This is a genomic window from Micromonospora sp. NPDC049048, assembly GCF_043197615.1.
In the GTDB taxonomy this organism is placed as follows: domain Bacteria; phylum Actinomycetota; class Actinomycetes; order Mycobacteriales; family Micromonosporaceae; genus Micromonospora.
In genome coordinates, this window is sequence record NZ_JBICTM010000002.1 from 716,759 (window position 1) to 738,096 (window position 21,338).

Annotated in this window: 21 protein-coding genes; 11 read left to right on the forward strand and 10 right to left on the reverse strand. The window is 74.6% G+C overall.

What is annotated here, in order from left to right; all coding sequences use genetic code 11:
* The first annotated feature begins 69 nt into the window (after nucleotides 1-69).
* On the forward strand, nucleotides 70-1,467 hold the full coding sequence (eccD, locus tag ACGFIG_RS08705; RefSeq protein WP_393000631.1) for a type VII secretion integral membrane protein EccD: 1,398 nt from the start codon (nucleotides 70-72) through the stop codon (nucleotides 1,465-1,467).
* 22 nt (nucleotides 1,468-1,489) lie between these two features.
* On the opposite strand, the gene ACGFIG_RS08710 is transcribed toward eccD, so the two are convergent.
* Nucleotides 1,490-2,671 (reverse strand): type VII secretion protein EccE, encoded by a 1,182-nt coding sequence (locus ACGFIG_RS08710; protein WP_393000633.1) that lies wholly within the window; start codon nucleotides 2,669-2,671, stop codon nucleotides 1,490-1,492.
* Nucleotides 2,672-2,821: 150 nt separating this feature from the next.
* Here ACGFIG_RS08710 and eccB point away from each other — a divergent pair, with 150 nt between their 5' ends.
* The 8 genes from eccB (at nucleotide 2,822) to ACGFIG_RS08750 (ending at nucleotide 9,494) form a co-directional block, all read left to right on the forward strand.
* Nucleotides 2,822-4,384, forward strand: a complete 1,563-nt coding sequence (eccB, locus tag ACGFIG_RS08715; protein ID WP_393000635.1) for a type VII secretion protein EccB — start codon at nucleotides 2,822-2,824, stop codon at nucleotides 4,382-4,384.
* A 102-nt stretch (nucleotides 4,385-4,486) separates the two neighbouring features.
* Nucleotides 4,487-4,855 carry a hypothetical protein gene (locus ACGFIG_RS08720; protein ID WP_393000637.1) on the forward strand — a complete coding sequence of 123 codons (369 nt, stop codon included), beginning with the start codon at nucleotides 4,487-4,489 and terminating at the stop codon, nucleotides 4,853-4,855.
* Nucleotides 4,848-6,083, forward strand: coding sequence for a WXG100 family type VII secretion target (locus tag ACGFIG_RS08725; protein ID WP_393000639.1), 1,236 nt, complete (start codon nucleotides 4,848-4,850; stop codon nucleotides 6,081-6,083). Before ACGFIG_RS08720 ends, ACGFIG_RS08725 begins: the two co-directional genes overlap by 8 nt.
* A 160-nt stretch (nucleotides 6,084-6,243) precedes the next feature.
* Nucleotides 6,244-6,606: a hypothetical protein gene (locus ACGFIG_RS08730; protein ID WP_393000641.1), complete on the forward strand. Its 363-nt coding sequence runs from the start codon at nucleotides 6,244-6,246 to the stop codon at nucleotides 6,604-6,606.
* 225 nt (nucleotides 6,607-6,831) lie between these two features.
* Nucleotides 6,832-7,644, forward strand: a complete 813-nt coding sequence (locus tag ACGFIG_RS08735; protein WP_393000643.1) for a hypothetical protein — start codon at nucleotides 6,832-6,834, stop codon at nucleotides 7,642-7,644.
* A gap of 77 nt (nucleotides 7,645-7,721) precedes the next feature.
* On the forward strand, nucleotides 7,722-8,072 hold the full coding sequence (locus ACGFIG_RS08740) for a DUF1232 domain-containing protein (RefSeq protein ID WP_393000645.1): 351 nt from the start codon (nucleotides 7,722-7,724) through the stop codon (nucleotides 8,070-8,072).
* A gap of 31 nt (nucleotides 8,073-8,103) precedes the next feature.
* Nucleotides 8,104-8,511, forward strand: a complete 408-nt coding sequence (locus tag ACGFIG_RS08745; protein ID WP_393000647.1) for a pyridoxamine 5'-phosphate oxidase family protein — start codon at nucleotides 8,104-8,106, stop codon at nucleotides 8,509-8,511.
* 323 nt (nucleotides 8,512-8,834) lie between these two features.
* Complete coding sequence (locus tag ACGFIG_RS08750; protein WP_393000649.1) at nucleotides 8,835-9,494, forward strand: C39 family peptidase; 660 nt, start codon at nucleotides 8,835-8,837, stop codon at nucleotides 9,492-9,494.
* Nucleotides 9,495-9,611: 117 nt separating this feature from the next.
* Here the strand turns inward: ACGFIG_RS08750 and ACGFIG_RS08755 are convergent, their stop codons facing one another.
* The 3 genes from ACGFIG_RS08755 to ACGFIG_RS08765 form a co-directional block, all read right to left on the reverse strand.
* Nucleotides 9,612-9,848, reverse strand: coding sequence for a ferredoxin (locus ACGFIG_RS08755; protein WP_393000651.1), 237 nt, complete (start codon nucleotides 9,846-9,848; stop codon nucleotides 9,612-9,614).
* Between the two features lie 5 nt (nucleotides 9,849-9,853).
* Nucleotides 9,854-11,059: a cytochrome P450 gene (locus ACGFIG_RS08760; protein WP_393000653.1), complete on the reverse strand. Its 1,206-nt coding sequence runs from the start codon at nucleotides 11,057-11,059 to the stop codon at nucleotides 9,854-9,856.
* Nucleotides 11,060-11,252: 193 nt separating this feature from the next.
* The gene (locus ACGFIG_RS08765) at nucleotides 11,253-11,435 is read right to left on the reverse strand and encodes an antitoxin (protein ID WP_393000655.1); all 183 of its coding nucleotides are present in this window, start codon (nucleotides 11,433-11,435) and stop codon (nucleotides 11,253-11,255) included.
* 309 nt (nucleotides 11,436-11,744) lie between these two features.
* On the opposite strand from ACGFIG_RS08765, the gene ACGFIG_RS08770 reads away from it, so the two are divergent.
* Entirely contained in the window at nucleotides 11,745-12,875 is a 1,131-nt protein-coding gene (locus ACGFIG_RS08770; protein WP_393000657.1) for an AI-2E family transporter, read from the forward strand.
* Between the two features lie 10 nt (nucleotides 12,876-12,885).
* On the opposite strand, the gene ACGFIG_RS08775 is transcribed toward ACGFIG_RS08770, so the two are convergent.
* Entirely contained in the window at nucleotides 12,886-13,545 is a 660-nt protein-coding gene (locus ACGFIG_RS08775) for a dienelactone hydrolase family protein (RefSeq protein ID WP_393000659.1), read from the reverse strand.
* A 195-nt stretch (nucleotides 13,546-13,740) separates the two neighbouring features.
* Between ACGFIG_RS08775 and ACGFIG_RS08780 the strand changes: the two genes are divergently transcribed.
* Nucleotides 13,741-13,917, forward strand: a complete 177-nt coding sequence (locus ACGFIG_RS08780; protein ID WP_393000661.1) for a hypothetical protein — start codon at nucleotides 13,741-13,743, stop codon at nucleotides 13,915-13,917.
* 84 nt (nucleotides 13,918-14,001) lie between these two features.
* On the opposite strand, the gene ACGFIG_RS08785 is transcribed toward ACGFIG_RS08780, so the two are convergent.
* From ACGFIG_RS08785 to ACGFIG_RS08805, 5 genes are all read right to left on the reverse strand, one after another.
* Nucleotides 14,002-16,374 (reverse strand): glycoside hydrolase family 65 protein, encoded by a 2,373-nt coding sequence (locus tag ACGFIG_RS08785; RefSeq protein WP_393000663.1) that lies wholly within the window; start codon nucleotides 16,372-16,374, stop codon nucleotides 14,002-14,004.
* Complete coding sequence (locus ACGFIG_RS08790; protein WP_393000665.1) at nucleotides 16,371-17,123, reverse strand: beta-phosphoglucomutase family hydrolase; 753 nt, start codon at nucleotides 17,121-17,123, stop codon at nucleotides 16,371-16,373. The genes ACGFIG_RS08785 and ACGFIG_RS08790 overlap by 4 nt, the downstream gene beginning before the upstream one ends.
* Nucleotides 17,124-17,185: 62 nt before the next feature.
* On the reverse strand, nucleotides 17,186-17,650 hold the full coding sequence (locus ACGFIG_RS08795; protein WP_393000667.1) for a DUF4442 domain-containing protein: 465 nt from the start codon (nucleotides 17,648-17,650) through the stop codon (nucleotides 17,186-17,188).
* Between the two features lie 45 nt (nucleotides 17,651-17,695).
* Nucleotides 17,696-18,994 (reverse strand): ABC transporter ATP-binding protein, encoded by a 1,299-nt coding sequence (locus ACGFIG_RS08800; RefSeq protein ID WP_393000669.1) that lies wholly within the window; start codon nucleotides 18,992-18,994, stop codon nucleotides 17,696-17,698.
* 103 nt (nucleotides 18,995-19,097) lie between these two features.
* Nucleotides 19,098-21,326, reverse strand: a complete 2,229-nt coding sequence (locus ACGFIG_RS08805; RefSeq protein ID WP_393000671.1) for a CDP-glycerol glycerophosphotransferase family protein — start codon at nucleotides 21,324-21,326, stop codon at nucleotides 19,098-19,100.
* Nucleotides 21,327-21,338: the final 12 nt, after the last annotated feature.

Below are 21,338 nucleotides of genomic sequence, written 5' to 3' on the forward strand. Positions count from 1 at the left end.
TGGGCGTCAGGAACCCGTGCGTCGGCACCACCGGCCAGGGGTGATCGTAGAGAGCGCGAGGAGGCCACTGTGGCGACGAAGACGGCGACCGGCGGCCTGAGCCGGATCACCATCGTGGCGCCCCGCACCCGGATGGACCTCGCGCTGCCCTCGGACGTCCCGCTCGCCGACCTGCTGCCCACTCTGCTGCGTTACGCGGGCGAGGACCTGGCCGACGAGGGGGTGCGCCACGGCGGCTGGAGTCTGGCCCGGCTGGGCGGGCAGCCGCTCGACGGCGGCCGTACCGCCGCGCAGCTCGGTGTCCGCGACGGCGAGGTGCTCTACTTCAACCCCCGGTCCGCCACCGCGCCGGAGATCGTCTTCGACGACGTGGTCGACGCCGTGGCCACCGCCACCAACCAGCGACCCGGGGCCTGGCAGGTCGGCACCACCCGGTCCTTCGCGGTGCTCTTCGCCGCCGCGGCGCTCGGCGCCGGCGCGGTGGCGACGCTGTTCACCGGGCCGCCGCACCTGCCGGGCGCGCTGGCCGCGCTGGTCGTCGCGGTCGCCCTGGTGGTCACCGCGGCCGTGTTGTCCCGGGCCGCCGCCGACAGCGCGACCGGGTCGGTGCTGGGGGCCGTCGGTCTGGCGTACGCCGGCGTGGGCGGCCTGCTGCTGCTCGCCGGCGACCGTCCGCTGACCGAGCTGGCCGCCCCGCACGTGCTCCTCGGCGCCACGGCGGTGATGGTCTGCGCGGCGGTGGCCGCCTTGGCCGTCGGCGACCGGCTTCCGCTCTTCTTCGGCGCGGTCGCGGTCAGCGCCGGCACCGGGTTCGGTGCGCTGGTCAGCCTGGTCTTCGACACCGGTGCGCCGGCTGCCGCCGCTGTCGTCGCCGCGGTCGCGTTCGGCGCGGTGCCGGCGCTGCCGATGGCGGCGTACCGGCTGGCGCGGCTGCCGGTGCCGTCCATCCCGACCGGCCCCGACGACCTGAAGAGCGACACCGAGACGGTGGACGGCCGGCAGGTCCTCCAGCTCAGCGAGCGGGCCGACGAGTTCCTGACGGGTCTGCTCTGGACGGTGTCGCTGCTGGTGCTCGGCGCGCAGGTGGTGCTCGCGCTGCACGGCAGCCTGCCGGCGGTGCTGCTCTGCCTGGTGCTGTCGCTGCTGTCGCTGCTGCGGGCCCGTCCGTTCCTGGGCCGCGCCCAGCGCACCCCGGTGCTGTTCGCCGGCAGCGCGGGGCTCGGCCTGACCGCTGCCGCGACGTTCGGCAACGGCTCGACGTCGGTACGCCTCGGCCTGATCCTCGGCGGCCTGGTGCTCGCGGCCGTGGTGAGCCTGATCTACGGGCTCACCGTGGCCGGCAAGCGGATCTCCCCGGTCTGGGGCCGGCTGCTCGACATCGTGGAGATCATGCTGATCATCGCCCTGGTCCCGCTGGCCGTCTGGGTCGTCGGGCTCTACGGCTGGATCGTCAACCTCCGGCCCTGACCCACCCGTCCGGCCCCCGGCCTCAGTCGGTCGGGTGCAGGGTGACGACGGTGGTGGCGGCCGGGGCCGTGGCGTAGACGCCCGGGCCGTGCTGGCCGTCCATCGGGCGGGCCGGGGCGCCCGACCGGCGCGCCACCTCCCGTACCGCCTTGACCAGCGCCTCCACGTGCTCGTCGGGCGCCGCCACCCGGAGCATCGGCGCGGCGAGCCGTCCGCCCGGCAGCACCACGACGGCCAGCGTGTGCGAGGGGGCGGACGTCGACGTCACCGCGTCCACCAGCGGGCCGAACGGCGCGTCGGACCGGGGCCGCAGGACCAGGCAGCGCTGGGTCCAGCCGCCGCCGCGCAGGCCGGTCCAGGTCTCCGCCGGCGGCGTCGGCGCGAGGTCCAGCCCGGCCGCCGAGACCACCGCCGCGCGCAGCTCGTCGCGGCTCAGCGGCCGGTGGGCGAGCCCGGCCGCGGTCAGCGCCTTACCCAGCCGGCCGATCCCGGCGGCCAGCGTGCGGTGTACGCCCGGCATGCCGCCGCCCCGGCTGACGGTCTCCACGCGGGCGTCGCGTACGGAGAGCCGCAGCGCCAGCCAGACCGTCCGGTGGGCCGCGGGCGGCGCCCCCGGCGACGGGTACCAGACCAGGGTGTGTGAGAGCGCCTGGGCGCGGGTGACCGGGCCGGTGAAGTCGGCGAGTACGCGCAGCGCCCGGTCCAGCACCGACGCCTCGACCGATCCGGCGGGCGCCCCGGCGCGCTCCTGCAACGCCACCGCCGCGAACCAGCCCTGCGCGTCCTGCCCGATGCCGAGCCGCGTGCCACGGTCCGTGAGCTCCGTCACAGTCAACTCGGGGGCCAGGGCGGCCAGCCTCGGATCGGTCCCGCCGCCCGCCGCGACGGTGCTCCTGGCCGCCTCCCTGCGCAGCCGCAGCCGCCGGCGCAGCAGCAGGTCCTCGTACCACCAGCGGCCGCCTCGGCGGGTGAAGACCGCGACCACCACCGCCAGCGACAGCACCCCGACGACGGCGGCGAGCCAGACCGGCCCGCCCAGCGCCGCCCAGACGGCCAGGGCGCAGAGCTCCAGCACCACGAGCTGCCCCACGGCAACCGGTCCGATCCGACCACGGTCGCGCCGGTTGGCCGGGACGACCGGCCGCCCGGCGACGTCGGACGGCTGCGGTGCCGGACGACCGGGTGGCGCCTGAACCTGCGTCATCGCTGACAGTCCTCTCTGGACGGCGGAGCGTCCGCCGGACGGGGTCGGGCGCTGGTCCCGGTGACCCGCCGACGGCCCCTTATCGTAGGGAAGCCCGCGACACCGACTCGGACCTGCTCGTCGCGGACCCACCCCCGCCGGAGGTAAGTCATGCGGACCCGCCGCGACCAGGTGCAGGCGTACCGCTTCGTCACCCGCCGGATCGTCTCGGCGCTGCTGTCGGGCGACCCGGAGACCAGCAACCTGCCGATGCGGCGGCTCGGCATGGCGGTCGTCGGCAGCGTCATCGCCGCGGCCGTGGTGCTCGGGGGCGTGGGCGCGTACGGGCAGTTCACCGGCAACACGGCGCCGCTGGAGCCGAACACGCTGGTGATCGAGCGGGAGACCGGGGCGACGTACGTCTTCGTCGACGGGCAGCTGCACCCCACCCTCAACTACGCCTCGGCCCGACTGATCATCAACGAGCCGGCGCCGCAGGTGCGCACGATGTCCCAGGCGTCGATCCGGGAGCGGCCCCGGGGGCGTACGGTCGGCATCGTCGGCGCCCCGGACGCGCTGCCGGACCGCAAGTCCCTGACGGGCCTGCCCTGGTCGGTCTGCGACGTCCCGGACCCGGCCGACCCCCGCCGCTCCGGCACCCGCCTGGTGATCGACCGCTCGTTGCCCGGCGGTACGCCGCTCGGCGACCGGGCCGTGCTGGTGGAGGCCGACGGCCAGCGGCACCTGCTCACCGGTGACCGGCGGTTGCGGGTGACGGGCGGCGACTCCGCGCTCGCCGCGCTGCGGATGGCCAACGCGCCCCGCCTGGCCGTGGGGCAGCAACTGCTCAACGCCGTGCCGGCCGGGCCGGTCATGCGGCAGCCGGCGATCGCCGGCGAGGACGAGGCCAGCAGCCTGACCGAGCGCCCGGCCAAGGTCGGCCAGGTCTTCCGGGCGGCGGGCCAGCACTACGTGCTCACCCGGGAGGGTCTCTCCGCGATCGGCGAGATCAGCGCCCTGCTGCTGCTGCGCGACGGCGGCCAGGTCACCGACATCACCCCGGCCGAGGCCGGCAAGCTGCTGACCGACCAGCGGGCGGAGGCGGAGGGGATGCCGCAGGCCCTGCCCGCGCTGCATCCGGTCACCGCCGGCCGGACGGCGGTCTGCGCGACCTACCGCGCGGGCACCGACGGCGGGCCGCCGACCACCACGCTGGAGGTCTTCGACCGGGTGCCGGCGGAGCTGGCCGCCCCCGGCGCGGTTCCGGTGCGGCAGAGCGCGCGCGACGGCGTGCGTACCGCCGAGGGCGTGCTGCTGCCCGGCGGCAAGGGCGTGCTCGTGCAGTCCATGCCCGGGTCCGGCGAGAGCGGCGCCGCCGCCCGCGGCACCACCGTCCATCTGATCACCGCCCAGGGCGTCCGTTACCCGCTCGGCGTCGGCGCGATGTCGGCACTCGGCTACGAGGGGGTCACCCCGCTGGCCGTACCCGCCTCGCTGCTGGCTCTCGTGCCCACGGGGCCGACCCTCTCGCGGGACAAGGCGCTCGCCCACTTCACGCCTGGTCCCGCGCCGTCGGCCCAGGCCGGGTCGTCGGGCAGCCCCAGGCCGCAGAAGTCCGACGCGTCGGCCACGCCCTCCGCGGGGAGCACGTCGGCCACGCCCTCCGCCGGGCCCACGTCCGGGGCGCCGGCCTCGTCCGGCACGTCGTCCCCCAGCCCCGGGACGGATGGCTGAGGCCGGAGGGATCGACGCCGGTGGCGGGTCGCCCGAGTCGCACCGGTCGACTAACCTGAGCCCTGCCAACGGTTATCGACGATGACGTACGGGGATGCTGCCATGACCGGGCGCACGACAGTCGACCTGCTGTCCCTGGAAGACTTCCACCAGAAGTTGGCCCACCGGCTGACCGAGGCGGAGAAGGCGTTGCGGAAGCTGCGCACCGAGATGCAGTGCCGGCCCCCGGCGCTCGGCTCGTTCGCCGACGCCACCGAGAACTCCCGCCGCTACTCCGAGATCCAGCAGTCCTACGTGGACCAGGTCGACCGGCTGCGTGCCGCGGTGAAAGCGGCGCAGAGCGCCACCGCGACGATCCTGGCCAACTACCGCACCGCCGAGGAGCGCAACGCGGCCAACTCCGCCGACATCGCCGCCGTGCTGAACGGGGTGGACGACGCGCTGAAGCGGAAGGAGGCACCGCGTGTCTGAGTACACCCAGCGCTACGAGCCCGTCAGCCACCAGCAGCTCTACGACGGCGTGATGGCCGGCCAGCCGGGCCAGATCGACGGCGTCGCCGCGCAGTGGACGGCGCTCAAGGGCATTCTCGACGGGCTGTCCCGCGAGCTCAGCGGCGACCTCGACAAGCTCGCCAACACCTGGACTGGCTCGGCCTCGCAGGAGTTCCAGCGGCGGTTGACGCTCGTCACCGACTACGCCGACAAGCTCGGCGAGGGCATGGCGGACGTGAGCCGGAGCCTGACCCTGATGGCCGGTGAGCTGCGCACCGCCCGCCAGCAGGCGGAGAGCCCGGAGGAGACCGACGACCACGACCGGGCGGTCTCCGGCGCGGCCAAGGGCGCCATGTTCGGCGTGCCGGGCATGGTGGTCGGCGGGCTGCTGGGTCACCAGCAGGACAAGGCCGAGCAGGAGAAGGCGCACAAGCGCATGGTCAACGTGGTGGCCGAGTTGGCCGCCGGCTACGACCTCTCCGCCTACGGCCGGCTCGTCCCACCGCCACCGCCGCACCCCGACATCCCGGGCACGACCAACCGCGACCCCTCGACGACCCCGCGCAGCGGCCCTGGCGCCACCACGCCGACGGCCGCGCCGAAGGCGTCCGGCCTCGCCGGGCAGCCGGGCAGCGCGACCGTCGCGACCACCACTGGGCCCGGCTCCGGCCCGGGCGGCGGCTCGGGGACGGTCACCCCCGGCACCGGCGTCGGGCAGCCGGGCAGCGGCACTCCCGGCGGCGTCACGACCGGCACCTCCCTCGCCGGCGCCACGCTGCTGACCGGTGCGACCGGCCCTGTGGGGCTGGGCGGCACCTCGACGGCCTCGGCCGGCGGCGCGGGCCTCCAGTTCGGCGGGCAGGGTGGTCCGGGCGTACTCGGCACCGGAGCCCTCGCCGGGAGCGGCAGTGCGCCGACCGCTTCGATCCGGTCCGCCGGCGGCAGTCCGGTGGCCGACAACCGCTCCGCGACCGGCATGGGCCGGCGCTTCGACAACGGGGCACGACAGGGCGCCGGCGACCGGGCGGCCAGCGGGACGGGACGTCCGGGCGGCGCCCGCGGCGGGGCGAGCCGCCCCGGCGTACTGGGCGGCAGCCCGACGAACGACGACGACACCGACGGCCGGCTGACCTGGCTGACGGAGGACGACATGGTCTGGGGGGACGGCACGGTCGCCGCTCCGCCCGTGCTCGGCACCGACGGCTGACGCACATCCCGCACGACGACGGCCCACCCGGCGGACGCGCCACCGGGTGGGCCGTCGCACGTGTCGACGCCTGATCCACATCGGACATCGTGGTGGCGGTCACCCGCTCACACGCCGTCGCCGCGCTGCGCGATCCGGTCCGGGGCGATAGGTTGGAGCGGTGCCGTCCGTAGCGTCAGTCGACCCGTTCTGGTCGGTCACGCTGCGCTCCCTGCGCGAGCTGACCCGGCTGGCGGTCGCCGCGCTGGTGCTCGCCGTGGGCCTCGGAGGCGCCACCGCCGCACCGACGCCGTCTGCCACCGGCCCGTTCGCCGCCACCGTCGTCACCAGCGCCCAGGCCGCGCAGCCGCTGCCGCGCCGCGAGCCGGTCATCGAGCAGACCACCGACACCGCCGCCCCGGCGGCGATCCATCGCGCCGACGCTCCGACCGGCGCCCCCGCCGTCGCGGACGCCCGCCCGGAGGGTCACGCCCGCGAACCCGGCCGGGGCGTCCCCGCCCGGCGCGGTCCGCCCGGCGTCTGACCCGGCGGCCACCGCTCCGCAGCCGGGACACCGGCCGCGAGGAATTCCGTCGCGCGCCCGGAGGTCCGTCCGCCCCGGCCCCAGCTCCGGTCGCCCCGTCGTCGGCGTCCACCCGCCAGACCACCGCCGCGGTACGCCCCGCACGCGCGCCCGATGCCCACCCCGCCCGTACGCCGGGCACAGATCCCCTGTCGATCCCTCTCGATCGATCGCGAGGTGCTGACCATGCAAGACGTGTACTCCTCCGTCCTCCTCGACGTCCCCCGGGCCGCCGTGATCTGGCTGAGCCTGCTCGGCGTCGTCGCCGTCACCGTGGCCGGCCTGCTGCTGCGGCCCGGCCGACTCCGCTTCGACGCCGGTTCCCGTATCCGGCGCGCCGCGATGCCCAGCGAGCTGGAACTGGCCGAGGAGGCGCGCGAACGTTCCCGCTACGCCGGAGAGATCTCGGTCGCCGCGGAGCGGGCCGCCGCCACCGCCGCCCGGCTGCGGGCCGAGTGGCTGACCGCGCAGGAGGAGGTCGAGGCGGCCTGGCAGGCGTACGAGGCCGCGGAGGCGGACGTCCGCCGGTTGACGGTCGCCGGGGCGATGCCCCTTCCGCGTACCGTCCGGACGCCCGCCGAGTACGCCGAGCGCGAGCGCTTCCTGCACCGGGCCGCCCTCGACGCGTACTGGCGCAAGGAGCTGTCGGTGGAGCAGCTCAGCGACGTCTTCGCGCACCGCGACGGCTGGGACCCGCGGCTGCACCCGGTCGAGCAGGAGCTGGTGCTGCGCCGGGCCGTACGGGACAACATGCTCGCCCGGCAGCGGGCGGCGCGGGAGCGGGAGCAGGACGCATGGCGGGCCGCCGAGACCGCCGCCGAGGCCGCGCGCAGCCTGCGGGACGAGGCGTTCGCCGCGGTCAGCCGCCGCCCCGAGGAGTCGCCGTCGCTGCTGCCGTTGATCGAGGGGGCGACGGAGCAGACCCGGGAGTTCCCGGTGGTCACCGGCCGCGACGTGCCGTCGGTCGCCCGGGGCCGGGCGGCGGTCGTCGCGTACTGACCGGCCGGGACGGGCGGTCGTCGCCCACTGACCGGCTGGGACGGGCGGAACCGGTCCGGTTGGGCTAGCGTGACGGTGTGTCCCGGGAGGCGTGGGTGCTCGTCGGCGTCGTGGCGGTCGCCACGCTGGCCGGCGCGGTGGTGTTGGCCGTCCGCGTGATCCGCACGCGCCGGCTGCTCGGCACGCTCGGGGTGAGCGGCAAGGTCGCCTTCTACGGCGCGCTGGCCTACACCGTCCTGCCGATCGACCTGCTGCCCGACCCCATCTACCTCGACGACATGGCGGTACTGACCGGCGCGCTGCTCTACCTCGGCCGGCTGGTCCGGCAGCGCCGCGCCGCCAACCGGGCGCTGACCGGCGCGCCCGACGCCCCGGCCGCCTCCGGCGTACCGGCCGATCCCGACCGGGCCCACCGCCGCGTGCCGTGACCGGTGCCGCACCGCGAGACAGGGGACCGACATGCCCGGCGACCACCGGTTGGCGCCCCACGACGAGCGGGTGCTCGCGTTCTGCCGGGAACGGCACCTGGCCACGTTGACCACCCTGCGCGCGGACGGCACCCCGCACGTCGTACCGGTGGGGGTCACCTTCGACGCGTCGGCCGGCCTGGCCCGGGTGATCACCGGCGGGGCGTCCCGCAAGGCGCGACACGTCGCCGCCGCCGGGCCCGCAGGCGCCCCGGTGGCCGTCTGCCACGTCGACGGGCGGCGCTGGCTGACCATCGAGGGTCGGGCCGTCGTGCGCGCCGACCGGCCGGCCGTCGCCGAGGCCGAGCGCCGCTACGCCGAGCGCTACCGGACGCCGCGCCCGAATCCGGACCGGGTGGTCATCGAGATCAGCGTGACCCGCCTGCTGGGCAGTCTGTGACCGCCTGACCGGTTCGTCCCATCCAACGGCGGGACGGCGGGTTGGTCCGGAACGCCGGCCCTGAGGCGTCGGTGGGCCTGTGACGCGCGGCATCCGTACGCCGGAATCGTGCTGCCCGTGGCCCCGTTGAACCTCACGTGCGGACGGCACGCCCCGTCCGAGGCCCTCCGGAATGCCCTGCGGAGCAGGGCGGTTGCACCCCCGAGTACGCCCGTGGGCCTGACCGCTCCCGGGCCGTTCGAGTCCCCGAGCCGAGCGCCTTTCCCGGTGCTGTGCGCCTCCGGTCCCCCGGAGGCGTCAACCCCCCGATTGGAGCCCGACCCATGAATTCGATCGTGCAGAAGAGCGGCCTCTCCGTCGCGGGCCTGCTGGTGGCTGGCGGATGCCTGGCGGGTGCGGCGCCCAGCGCCCAGGCGGCACCTGCGGCGGCCGACCCGGTCGGGGCCGTGCACACCGACAAGGGCGGCCGGGTCGACCGGCGCGCCGAGCGCACCGTCCGCGTCGAGTACCAGGCGCAGCCCAACTTCTACTACTGCGGCCCGGCCGCGACCAGGATCGCCCTGTCGGCGCTGGGCAAGACGCTCCCCCAGGACGAGGTCGCGAAGCGGCTGGGCACCACCGAGGCCGGCACCGCCTCGGCCCTGGACACCACCCGCGTGCTCAACGAGCTGACCGGCCACAGGTACCGGACCACCGAGATCCCGCACCCGGTGGCCAAGCCGGAGCAGGTCGACCGGCTGCGCTCCGACGTCGTCACGGCCCTCGACGAGGGCCGGCCGGTGGTGGCCAACATCAAGGGCACGGCCGTCGACACGGTCGGCAACCCGCACTCGTACGAGGGTGGGCACTACCTGACCCTGGTGGGCTACCGGGACGGTGGGGACCTGATCCGGGTCGCCGACCCGGCCGCCGCCGAGGGCGAGTACTGGATGACCCTGGAGAAGGTCGCCAACTGGATCGCCGAGCGCGGCTACTCCTCCTGATCCGACGCGTACGAGGGCCGGTCCCCACCCGGGGGCCGGCCCTCGTGGCTCCTCCTCCCGGGTACGGCGGCGGTGGCACCGTGCGGTGAGGGCACGTCCCCACGACCGCCGCGTCGGTCAGAGCTCCGGCGCGATCCGGCGCAGGCCGTCCGCCTCGGACACGATGACCGCCTCCATCGGGCAGGAATCGGCGGCGTCCACCAGCGCGTCGTCCGGCGCGACCCGCTCCGCCAGGGGGCGGGCCAGGCCGTGCACCAGCACGAAGTGCTCCGGCGCGGTGCCCGCGCAGATCCCGGACCCGATGCACCGGGTCGGGTCCACGTGCACCCGCCACTGCTCGTTCGTCGCACCCATCGCGCTCACCAGCTCACCGGCATGGCGACGAGCCCCCGTACCAGCAGGCCGCTCTTCCAGGTCAGTTCGGGCTCCGGCACCGCCAGCCTCAGCTCGGGCGTGCGGGCGATCAGTGTCTCCAGGATGACCTGGAGTTCCATCCGGGCGAGCTGCGCGCCGATGCAGTGGTGCACCCCGTGCCCGAAGCCGAGGTGGGGGTTGACCTCCCGGGTCAGGTCGAGCTGGTCCGGCTCGGCGAAGACCGCCTCGTCCCGGTTGGCCGACGGGATCGACACCACCACCGGCTCGCCGGCCCGTACCAGCACGCCGCCGAGATCGACGTCCTCCACGGCGTAGCGGGCGAAGGCCGCGGACGCGCCGAGCGGCACGAACCGCATCAGCTCCTCGACGGCGCCGGGCACCAGGTCCGGCCGCGCCCGCAGCCGGGCCCACTCCTCGGGGTGGGTGAGCAGCGCGTACACGAAGTTGGGGATCTGGGTCACGGTCGTCTCGTGCCCTGCCGCGAGCAGCCCGGCGGCCAGCCGCACGACCTCGTCCTCCGCGAGCCGGTCGTCGGCGTCCCGGGCCCGGACCATCGCGCCGAGGAGATCGTCGGTGGGCTGCTCGCGCCGTCGCGCGATCAGCTCGCCCATGTACGCGAACAGGCTGTCGATGTACTCCTGGACCCGCTCCGGGCTGAGCGAGGTGGTCGACACGATCGCCTCGGACCAGGTGTGGAAACGGCCCTGGTCGGCCACGGGTACGCCGAGCAGGTCGCAGATGACCCGGATCGGCAACGGGGTCGCCAGGTGCTCCACCAGGTCGGCCGGCGGACCGGCGGCGAGCATGCCGTCGACCAGTTCGTGGGCCACCCGCCGGGTCCGGGGTCGCAGTTCCTCCACCCGCCGGGCGGTGAACGCCTTCGCCACCAGCCGGCGCAGCCGGGTGTGCTCCGGCGGATCCATCGACAGGATCCCGCCCTCCTGCTGCCGTGGCGAGTTGCGGGGCTCGTCGCGGCCCACGGAGGCGGCCCGGCTGAACCGGGGGTCGCCGAGCACGGTCCGGACGTCGGCGTGCCGGGTGGCGAGCCAGGCCGGCTCGCCGTACGGCATCCGGATCCGGGTGAGCGGTTCGTCTTGGCGCAGCCGGGCGTAGCGCGGGTCGAGGTTGAGCCGGTCGGGATCGCTGAACGGGTAGCGCTGGGGGATGGTCGTCTCGGGGGCCTCGGTCACCGGATGAATTCCTCTCGTCACGGCGCCCCAAGGGGTGGGCGCCGGTCCGGTCGGGGACGACTCCACGTTGAGTCATGTTCCGACTGCGGATAGTAGCGAGAGTGGTCGATCCTTGGCTAGCGGTACGCGTCGACGTTCCACCGGCGACCGCCCGGGCCGCCGACAGCGCGACGCCCCGGGACGGCCCGACGGCTCAGCGGGCCTGGTCGCCCTCGCCGGTACGCGCCTGGGCCATGTCGACGCCCTTGTCGATCTGCTCGTCGTACTTGCCGCCCGTGCGCTTGTCGGCCATGTCGCCGCCCTTCTCCAGGCCCTGGTCGACCTGCTTGTCGTGCTTGTCGGCGAAGTCCTTGGCCTTGTCCATGAAGTCGCTCATCGGTCCTCCTCGAATCCGGGTCCGCTCTCCGCCTTCCCTGAGGTCGGGGACGCAAACGCGAGGGACGGGCGGCCGCAGGGCGATCGCGAAACGGTCGGACGGCACTCCGGCGACCCATCTAGCGTGCAGGAAGCACCCCTCCGGCGCGCCGCGCAGGTGATGGACGCGGACCGGGCGGGTGCCCCGCACCCTCCCGCGGCGGGTACCCCGGCTCCCCTCCGGCGGCGGGTGCCCGCGCCGGAACTCCTTCGCGGGTGTCGGGAGGACGCCGGCCGGGTAACGACTCGCCGGAGATCGAGGAGGGTCGACGTGGTCGCAGACGATGCCGGGCGTACGCCCGAGGAGACGACGGACCGGGGCGCGGGCGGCCGGCAGACGTGGGCCGCGCTTCCCTGGCTGGTCCGCTCGGCCGTCGTGTGGAGCGCCTGCCTGGTGGTGATCGTCGCCGGGCTGTACCTGCTCGGGAAGATCGCGGTGCTGCTCGCGCCGCTGGCCATCGCGCTGGCCGCCACCGTGTTCCTCACCGCGCTGCTCGATCCGGTGCAGCTCGCGCTGCGCCGGCTCCGGCTGCCCGCCGCGCTCGCCGCCCTGCTCACCGTGCTGCTGCTCGTCGGCCTGCTGTTCGGCGTCGGCGCGCTGGTGTGGAGCCTCACGGCGGGCCAGTTCAGCGAGTTGAGCCAGGAGCTGGGGCAGGGCCTGCAACGCACCCGCGAGTTCGTCACCTCGACGCTGCCGGTCACGGACCAACAGCTCGACCGGCTGCTCGGCCAGGCCCGCCGGGAGGTCGAGCAGGGCTCGGTCGACCCGGTCTCCGGCGCCCGGACGGCGGCGGAGGTGCTCGGCTCGGCGCTGCTCGCGCTCGTCCTGCTGTTCTTCCTGCTCAAGGACGGCCGGTCCATGTGGCACTGGACGCTGTCCCGGGCGACCGGGCCGAACCGGGCGGTGACCGCCGAGGCGGGCCGGGTGGGCTGGCGGACGCTGGGCGCGTACAGCCGCGGCACGATGATGATCGCCGCCATCGACGCGATCGGCATCGGCATCGCGCTGGTGCTGCTCCGGGTGCCGTTGGCCTTCCCGCTCGCGCTCATCACCTTCTTCGGCGGCTTCGTTCCGATCATCGGGGCGACCGTCGCCGGCGCCGTGGCGGTGCTGGTCGCCCTCGCGGCGAAGGGGCCCGTGACCGCGCTGCTCGTGCTGGCCGCCGTGATCGCCGTACAGCAGATCGAGGGCAACCTGCTGGAGCCGCTGATCATGAAACGCCAGGTACGCCTGCACCCGGCGGTGATCCTGGTGGCGGTGACCGCCGGCACCCTGATCGCCGGCATCGCCGGGGCCTCCGTCTCGGTGCCGATCACCGCCGTCGTCTGGCGGATCGTCGACACCGTCCAGCGGCACCGACAGCGTCCGGCACCCCCGGCGCCGGCCCCGGCCGGACCCTGAGGGCGGGCGGTCAGCGGGCGGCCGGCAGGTGGGCGGTGAACCAGTCGGCGGCGCAGTGGGCGACCTGTTCCAGGGTGCCGGGCTCCTCGAAGAGGTGGGTCGCCCCCGGGATCACCGTCAGCTCGGCCGTCTCCGGCAACGCCTCCTGCGCCTGCTCGTTGAGCGTGATCACCTGCTCGTCGAGGCCGCCGACCAGCAGCAGCGTGGGCGCGCGTACCTGCCCGAGGGCCGCGCCGGCCAGGTCGGGGCGGCCACCCCGGGAGACCACCGCGCCGACGAGGTCCGGCCGGGCGGCAGCCGCCACCAGGGCCGCGGCGGCCCCGGTGCTGGCCCCGAACAGCCCGATCGGCACCGCGCCGAAGGGACGCTCGGCCGCCAACCAGTCCACGATCGCGGCGAGCCGGTCCGCGAGCAGCGGGATGTCGAAGCGCAGTTCGGCGGTCCGGGCGTCCACCTGATCCTCGGCCGGGGTCAGCAGGTCGACCAGCACCGTGCCGAGGGCGCTGCGGTTGAGCACGTGCGCCACGGCCGTGTTACGCGGACTGTGCCGCGAGCTGCCGCTGCCGTGCGCGAAGAGCACCACGCCGGCCGGCTCCGCCGGGACCAGCAGGTCGGCCGGGAGTTCGGCGTCACGCGCCGGGATCGTCACCGCACTGCCGCGCACGTCCATGTCGCCTCCGTACGTCCTGGGGGTCGCCCTGTTCCGGCCCCGGCGAGGTGCAGGCCGGTGTCGGCTATACCCGTCCCCGGGGACGGCAAGCGGCCCCGGCGCGCCCGGCGTTTGCCGCCGGGGGCCCCGGGTAGGCGGCGGGTGACCGCAGACCGTACCGGCGCAACCGCGCCCCGACGGATCGCGAGGATCGCCATGGCGCAGCAGCGGGAGACCCGGCAGCAGAGCACCGACCGGGACCGGCGGGAACAGGACACCGAACGCGGCCGGGACTGGGCGGACGACGCGGCCCAGGCGCGCACGGCCGACGACCCGCGGGCGATGGCACCCCGCGACGCGGCCGGCCGCCCGTCGCAGGGCAAGCCCATCTGATCCGCACCGCCGGCCGCCCGTCGCGGGTCGGCCGCGCTGACCAGGGTCGCCGGCCCGCCGTGACGCGCGCGGGCCGGCGGCCGGTCACGGCTCGTTCTCGGGCAGGCGCAGCAGGGGGGCCCGGCCGGGGGCCTGCTCCGGGGCCGGCCCCGAGGGCTCCACCGGGGGGATCGGCATCGTCACCGGCTCCCCGCACACCACCCGGACCGTCTCGCCGTGGTGCCGCAGCTCCAGCACGTCGCCCGGGTCGCCGTGGCGCAGCGCGTACGTCGTCTGGTGCTGCCGGACGTCGACCCGCAGCCGCATCCCGCGCCACTGGAGCGAGAACTCCAACCGTTCGAGCCGACTCGACAGCCGGGGCGTGAAGGAGAGGTTGCCGTCGTGGTCGCGCAGCCCTCCGAACCCGGCCACCAGGGCGATCCAGGCGCCGGCGAGCGAGGCCATGTGCACGCCGTCGCGGGTGTTCTCGTTCAGGTCGTGCAGGTCCATGAGCGCGGCCTCGCGCAGGTAGATGTGCGCCAACTCCGGGTGGCCCACCTCGGCCGCCAGCACCGCCTGGGTGCACGCCGACAGCGAGGAGTCGCGCACCGTACGCCGCTCGTAGTAGAGGAAGTTGCGCAGCTTCTGCTCCGGCGTGAACGCGTCACCCCGCCAGTGCATGGCCAGGACCAGGTCCGCCTGCTTGACGACCTGCTTGCGGTACAGGTCGAAGTACGGGTAGTGCAGCAGCAGCGGATACTTCTCCGGCGGCGTACGCGCGAAGTCCCACTCCTGGAGCCGGGTGAAGCCCTCGACCTGCTCGTGGACGTCGATCTCCTCGTCGTACGGGATGTGCATGGAGGCCGCCGCGTCCCGCCAGGCCGCCGCCTCCTCGTCGGTGACGCCCAGGTGGAGCGCCTCGTCCCGGTAGCGCAGCACCGTGTCGGCGGCGATGATCAGGTTCCGCTGCGCCATCAGGTTGGTGTAGATGTTGTCGTTCTTCACCGCCGTGTACTCGTCGGGGCCGGTCACCCCGTCGATGTGGAACTGGCCGTGCCGGTCGTGGTGGCCCAGCGACCGCCACAGCCGGGCGGTCTCCACCAGCAGCTCCAGCCCGATCTCGCGTTCGAGCGCGGTGTCCTCGGTGACCTGCACGTAGCGCCGCAGCGCGTCGGCGACGCCGGCCGCGACGTGGAAGGCGGCGGTGCCCGCCGGCCAGTAACCCGAGGACTCCGCCCCCTCGATCGTGCGCCAGGGGAACGCGGCGCCCTCCAGGTTGAGCGTCCGGGCGCGCTCGTGCGCGGCGGCCAGGGTGGCGTGCCGCCAGTGCAGCGCGTCCCGCACGGCGGCCGGGTGGGTGTACGTGAGCACCGGCAGGACGAACATCTCCGTGTCCCAGAACGCGTGCCCGTCGTACCCCGGACCGGTCAGGCCCTTCGCGGCGATGGGCCGCCGCTCCGCCCGGGAGCCGGCCTGCAGGACGTGGAACATGCCGAACCGGACGGCCTGCTGGATCTCCGGGTCCCCCTCCACCACCACGTCGGCGTTGTCCCAGAACTCGTCGAGGTACTCCCGCTGCTCCCGGCAGAGCCCCTCCCAGCCGTCGAGCCGCGCCCCGGTCAGGGCGGCCTCGACCTGGTCGCGCATCGCCGGCAGCGACCGGCGGCTCGACCAGCCGTAGGCGAGGTACTTGACCACGCGCAGCTTCTCGCCGGGCTGGAGCACGCACCCGATCGAGGTACGCACCCAGTCCTCGTACCCCTCGGACTGGATGGTCTTGCGCGCCGGGGCGTACACCTCGTGTTCCATCGCGGCGGCCACCCGCAGCCCGGAGATCTTGGTCCGGTGGATCAGCAGGCCGCCGTCGGCCGTGGTCAACTCCTCCTCGGCCAGCAACGGCGACTCCAGCACGGCCGCGACCCGAGGGTCCCGGCTCTGGGCGGGCAGCGCCTCGTTCGCCACGAGTTCCGACTGGAGGATGAGCCGCAGCGGCCCGTCGACCGCCTCGACCTCGTAGTTGATCACTGCGACGGCGCGCTGGGTGAACGAGACCAGCCGGGTGGTGCGGACCTTGACCTCGCGGCCGGCCGGGGAGCGCCAGTGCAGCTCCCGGTGCAGGGTGCCGGCGCGCAGGTCGAGGACCCGTTCGTGGGCGAGGAGTTCGCCGTAGCGCACGTCGAGCGGCTCGTCGTCGACCAGCAGCCGGATCAGCTTGCCGTTCGTCACGTTGACGATCGTCTGACCGGACTCGGGGAACCCGAAGCCGGCCTCCGCGTACGGCAACGGGCGCAGCTCGTAGAAGGAGTTGAGGTACGTGCCGGGCAGGCCGTGCGGCTCCCCCTCGTCGAGGTTGCCGCGCAGCCCGACGTGCCCGTTGGAGAGGGCGAAGACCGACTCCGACTGGGCCAGGACGTCCATGTCCAGCCGCGTCTCCCGGACGTGCCACGGTTCGACCGGATAGGCGCGTTCCCGGATCATGCGGGCCGGCCGGTGTCGAGCAGGTCGGCGAGGTCGGTGACCACGACGTCGGCGCCGTGCGCCGACAGCTCGGCGGCCTGGCCGACCCGGTCGACGCCCACCACGTACCCGAATCCGCCGGCCCGCCCGGCGGCGACCCCGGCGAGGGCGTCCTCGAAGACGACGGCGTCGCGCGGGTCGACGCCGAGCAGTTTCGCGCCGGCCAGGAAGGTGTCCGGGGCCGGCTTGCCGCGCAGCCCCTCGGCGCGGGCGACGAGCCCGTCCACCCGGGCCTCCAGCAGGGGTTCCAGCCCGGCGGCGGCCACCACCTCGCGGCCGTTCGCGCTGGCCGTGACGACCGCCCGGCGCAGGCCGGCGGCGGTCGCCGCCTCCAGGTAGGCGACGGATCCGGGGTAGACGTCCACCCCGTCGGTACGCAGCCGCTCCAGCAGCAGCACGTTCTTGCTGTTGCCGACGCCGTTGACGGTGTCGGCGTCCGGCGGGTCGTCGGGCGACCCCTCGGGCAGCACGATGCCCCGGGAGGCGAGGAAGGTGCGCACCCCGTCGGCGCGCGGCCGGCCGTCGACGTAGCGGTTGTAGTCCAGCCCCGGGTCGAAGGGGCGGAACTCCTCGCCGGTGGCGGTGGCGTGGCGGCGCAGGAAGCCGTCGAACGTCTCGGTCCAGGCGGCGTTGTGCACCCGGGCGGTCTGCGTCAGCACACCGTCCAGGTCGAAGAGACAGGCGGTCACGTGAGCAGGCAGGCCCAACACGGTAAGAAATCTATCCAGGCCTCCGGGCCCGCAAACCGCTTTCGGCCTGCTTGCCGCCCGGCTCAGTTCGGACGCAGCGTCCAGACGACGGTCATCTCACCGGTCGGTCTGCCCTCCTCGGTGACGATGTCCACCTGCACCGGGAACTCCGGCCGCTGGCCGGACTCCAGCTCCGCGACCACCTCGGCGACCGGTCGGCGGAGGCGCGCGGTGGCCAGCACCGGGCCCATGGCCGGCTTGCGGTACGCGATCTCGGCCCGCGTCACCAGCGGCACGGCCCGGTCGAGCAGCTCCCCGAACGCCGCCAGCGCCACCGCGCCGGAGGCGGTCTCGGCGAGGGTGAACATGGCCCCGGCGTGCGGGCCCCCGATGTGGTTGTGGTGGGCCGGCGAGTCGGGCAGCCGGACGGTCACCCGTACGCCGCCGTCGGCCTCGGGGGCCACCTCGACGAATTCGATGCCGAGCGTACGGGCGAACGGCACGGCTTCCAGGATGCCGGCCGCCACCTGACGCGAGTCGATGGTCATGCCCCGACATTACTAGCCGGTAACTTTCCCGCCAAGGGCCCCCGGTCAGCGCCAGCCCACGTCGATGCGGTCGCCGCGCTCGTCGAAGAAGTGCAACGCGTCCATCCGTACGGAGACGGCCAGGGGGTGACCGGCGGAGATCCCCGGGTACGGCGCGAGCCGGACCGCGAGCTCGGCGGGGCGCCGGTGGTGCCGACCCGGGTCGTTGAGCACGCTGGTGCGGCCGGTGGCGACCGGGGCGGTCTCCTGCTCGGCGGCGCGCCCGGTCAGCCGCTGCACGACCTGCCCGAAGCGGCGCCGGCTCCCGCGCTGGCCGGTGGACGCCTCGACCCGGGCGCCCATCTCGTCCACCACGATCGCCGTGGCCCCGACGTCGAGGAAGGCGAGCGACTCGTGCCCGTGGTGCTCCAGGTAGCGGATCCGGCCGTGCAGCACGGCGCCCTGGGCGTCCGGCGCGACCGGGGTGAGCGCCTCGGCCCGCATCCCGACCACGATCCGCTCCCCGTGGTAGTGCGCGACCGCCCGGCTGCGGATGTCGTCCCACGGCAGGTAGAGCGCCTGCTCGCCGAGGGTGAGGGTGACGTAGCGGTCGAGGTGGACGTAGACCGAGGCCTCCAGCAGGTTCATCCGCGGGCTGCCGAGGAACGCGGCCACGTAGAGGGTGGCCGGGCGGCCGTACACCTGGGTGGGGGTGCCGACGTCCTGGAGGACGCCCTTGCGCATGATGGCGACCCGGTCGGCCATGGTCAGCGCCTCGGCCTGGTCGTGGGTGACGTAGATGGTGGTGACGCCCAGCTCCCGGGTCAGCCCGGAGATCTCGGCCCGCAGCTCGGCGCGCAGGCCGCTGTCGAGGTTGGACAGCGGCTCGTCCATCAGGAACACGCCGGGGCGGCGCACGATCGCCCGGCCCATCGCGACGCGTTGGCGCTGCCCGCCGGAGAGCTGGCTGGGCTTGCGGCCGAGCACGTCGCCGATGCCGAGCGCACTGGCCACGTCGGTCACCCGCTCGCCACGCGGCTCGGGCTCCAGCCCGGCGAGGCGCAGTGGGAAGGCGATGTTGTCGCCGACGGTCATGTGCGGATAGAGCGCGAAGTCCTGGAAGACCATGGCGATCTTCCGGTCGCGCGGCGGCAGGTCGTTGGCCAGTTCGCCGTCGAGCATCACCGCGCCCGACGTCGGCTCCTCCAGCCCGGCGACCATCCTGAGCACCGTGGACTTGCCGCAGCCCGACGGGCCGAGCAGCACCATGAACTCGCCGTCGTTGACGTCGAGGTTGACGTTGTCCACGGCGAGGGTGCCGTCCCTGAACACCTTTGTGACATCCTTGAGCGCGACGGTGGTCACCGTGCCCTCCCCCCAGCTCGTCGGGCGCACCCCGAATGACTGTGACGAGGATCATCCGGTTCGCACATCGGGTAAACGTGCGATGTTCAGCTTTGTTGCGGCCCTATGACGCCACCCGGCGGGACGACGCGCACCGCTCGACTTCGGCCCGCTCGCCGAGGAAGACGCGCCGGACCACCCGCTCGGCCGCGTGGCCGTCGTCGAGCGCGCAGAACCGGGCCCGGAACCGCTGCCGGGCCTTGCGCGCCGCCGCCGAGTCGAACTCGCCGTCGCGGAACACCTCGAGCAGGTCGGCGAAGGTGGTGGTCACCGCGCCGGGCGGCTGCGCGGTCACGTCGAAGTAGACGCCCCGGGCCAGCTGGTAGGCCTCCCAGTCGGGGGCGTAGACGACGATCGGCCGGTCGAGCACGGCGTAGTCGAACATCGCCGAGGAGTAGTCCGTCACCAGCACGTCCGCCACGAGGTAGAGGTCCTCCACGCACGGGTGGTCGCTCACGTCGCGTACACGGTCGCGGTCGGTCGGGCGGCGGGCGCGGTGGTCCCGGTCGTGGAAGTAGTGGCTGCGCATCAGCAGCCGGCCGGCCGGACCGAGCACGTCGAGCAGCCGCTCCGGGTCGAACGGCGGCCGGTAGCCGGGCAGGTGCTCCCGGTGCGTCGGGGCGTACAGGACGACCTGCTCACCCGGCCCGAGGCCGAACCCGGCGCGCAGCCGGAGCATCTCCTCGCGGGTGGCGGTGACCAGCCGGTCGTTGCGCGGGTAGCCGACCTCCAGGGTGGTGTACGCGGCCGGGTACGCGCGCTCCCACATCTGCGTGGAGAAGCTGTTCGCGCTGACGCTGTAGTCCCACCGGTCCACCCGGCGCAGCAGCCCGGCGAAGTCCATCCCGACCGCGCCGATCGGGTACCGCTGCTGGTCGAGCCCCATCACCTTCACGGGCGTGCCGTGGTGGGTCTGCACGTGCACCGTGCCCGGCCGCTTGCGGACGAAGTCCGGGAAGTTCACGTTGTTGACCAGCCAGCGCGCCCGGGCCAGCGCCCGGTAGTACGCGGGTGTCCCGGCGACGACGTACGCGACGCCCTCGGGCACGGTGTGCGCCCGGTCCCGCCGGACGATCCACACCCCGCGCACCTGCGGCGCCAGCCGCCGGGCCGCCTCGAAGATCGCGGCCGGGTTGTCGGCGTACCCGCGGTACCAGTAGGCCGCGTAGACGGCCAGCGTCGGGTCGACCGGCCGGCGCAGTTCGGCCCGGTAGTACTCGCGCAGCAGCGTGTCCCGGGCCAGCGTCGCCGCGCGCCGGGCCGGGGGCGCGACGCGCCGCTTCGCGCCCCGCGCGGTACGCCGGGCGACGTCGCGCGCCCGGTAGGCGGTCCGCAGCGCGCTGAACGTACGCCAGCGGCCGGCGGCCACCAGCCGGTGCTTGAGCCCCTCGGCACCCGTCGGCGCCGGGTAGCCGCCGGGCGGCAGCCAGCGCGCGTGGTCGGCGGTGATCTGGGCGAAGAAGGCCGGGCGCAGCTCGGGCGCGATCCGCGCCCCGTTGCCGAGCACGGTCAGGTAGTGCCAGATCATCCGCTCGAACAGCGCGGGGCGCAGGTCGTCGACGGCCGGGCCCTCGGCGTCCATCAGCCGGAACACCCGGTGCCACTGGTCGAACACCTCGAAGTGCCGCTCGCCCCTGGTCCTCGTGATCGCCCCGGTGCGGCGCTGCCGGTAGTTGACGCAGACCCGGTCGAGCACGCCGATCCGCTCGGCGGCCATCAGCACGGGGTAGCTGAACGAGACGTCCTCGTACCAGCCGGGGGCGAAGCGCAGACCCGTGTCGAGCAGGAACCGTCGGCGGACCAGCCGGTTCCAGGCGGTGTGCAGCAGCCGTAGCGTCTCGGGCCGCTCCCGCAGCCGGAAGGTCCCCTCGGGCGGCTCCGGGAACACCTCCGCCATGGCGCTGCGGCTGGCGGTGTCGTTCCAGTGCATCCGGACGTGGTCCACCAGGAGCACGTCCGGCCGGGTCTCCCGCAGACGCGCGACGACCTCGGGCAGGCACCCCGGGGCGAGCCAGTCGTCGCCGTCGACGAACCAGACGTACTCGCCGGCGGCCCGGTCCAGCCCGACGTTGCGGGCCGGACCGAGCCCGACGTTCTCCGTCAGCCGGACGGCGTGCACCCGCGGGTCACGGGCCGCGTACTCGGCCAGGATCTCGCCGCTGTCGTCCGGTGAGCAGTCGTCGACCCCGATCACCTCGATGCCGGTGACCGGCTGGTCGAGGATGGAGTCCAGGCATTCGCGCAGGTAGCCCTGCACCCGGTAGGCCGGCACGACGAAACTGATCAGAGTCATCGGCCGGCCCCT

Excerpts from the sequence above, each read along its gene's own strand:
- ACGFIG_RS08750 (WP_393000649.1), top strand. The coding sequence starts at position 8,835 with ATGAATTCGATCGTGCAGAAGAGCGGCCTCTCCGTCGCGGGCCTGCTG.
- ACGFIG_RS08720 (WP_393000637.1), top strand. The coding sequence starts at position 4,487 with ATGACCGGGCGCACGACAGTCGACCTGCTGTCCCTGGAAGACTTCCAC.
- ACGFIG_RS08805 (WP_393000671.1), bottom strand. The coding sequence starts at position 21,326 with ATGACTCTGATCAGTTTCGTCGTGCCGGCCTACCGGGTGCAGGGCTAC.
- ACGFIG_RS08780 (WP_393000661.1), top strand. The coding sequence starts at position 13,741 with ATGGCGCAGCAGCGGGAGACCCGGCAGCAGAGCACCGACCGGGACCGG.
- ACGFIG_RS08710 (WP_393000633.1), bottom strand. The coding sequence starts at position 2,671 with ATGACGCAGGTTCAGGCGCCACCCGGTCGTCCGGCACCGCAGCCGTCC.
- ACGFIG_RS08775 (WP_393000659.1), bottom strand. The coding sequence starts at position 13,545 with ATGGACGTGCGCGGCAGTGCGGTGACGATCCCGGCGCGTGACGCCGAA.
- ACGFIG_RS08785 (WP_393000663.1), bottom strand. The coding sequence starts at position 16,374 with ATGATCCGGGAACGCGCCTATCCGGTCGAACCGTGGCACGTCCGGGAG.
- ACGFIG_RS08755 (WP_393000651.1), bottom strand. The coding sequence starts at position 9,848 with ATGGGTGCGACGAACGAGCAGTGGCGGGTGCACGTGGACCCGACCCGG.
- eccB (WP_393000635.1), top strand. The coding sequence starts at position 2,822 with ATGCGGACCCGCCGCGACCAGGTGCAGGCGTACCGCTTCGTCACCCGC.
- ACGFIG_RS08745 (WP_393000647.1), top strand. The coding sequence starts at position 8,104 with ATGCCCGGCGACCACCGGTTGGCGCCCCACGACGAGCGGGTGCTCGCG.
- ACGFIG_RS08765 (WP_393000655.1), bottom strand. The coding sequence starts at position 11,435 with ATGAGCGACTTCATGGACAAGGCCAAGGACTTCGCCGACAAGCACGAC.
- ACGFIG_RS08735 (WP_393000643.1), top strand. The coding sequence starts at position 6,832 with ATGCAAGACGTGTACTCCTCCGTCCTCCTCGACGTCCCCCGGGCCGCC.
- ACGFIG_RS08795 (WP_393000667.1), bottom strand. The coding sequence starts at position 17,650 with ATGACCATCGACTCGCGTCAGGTGGCGGCCGGCATCCTGGAAGCCGTG.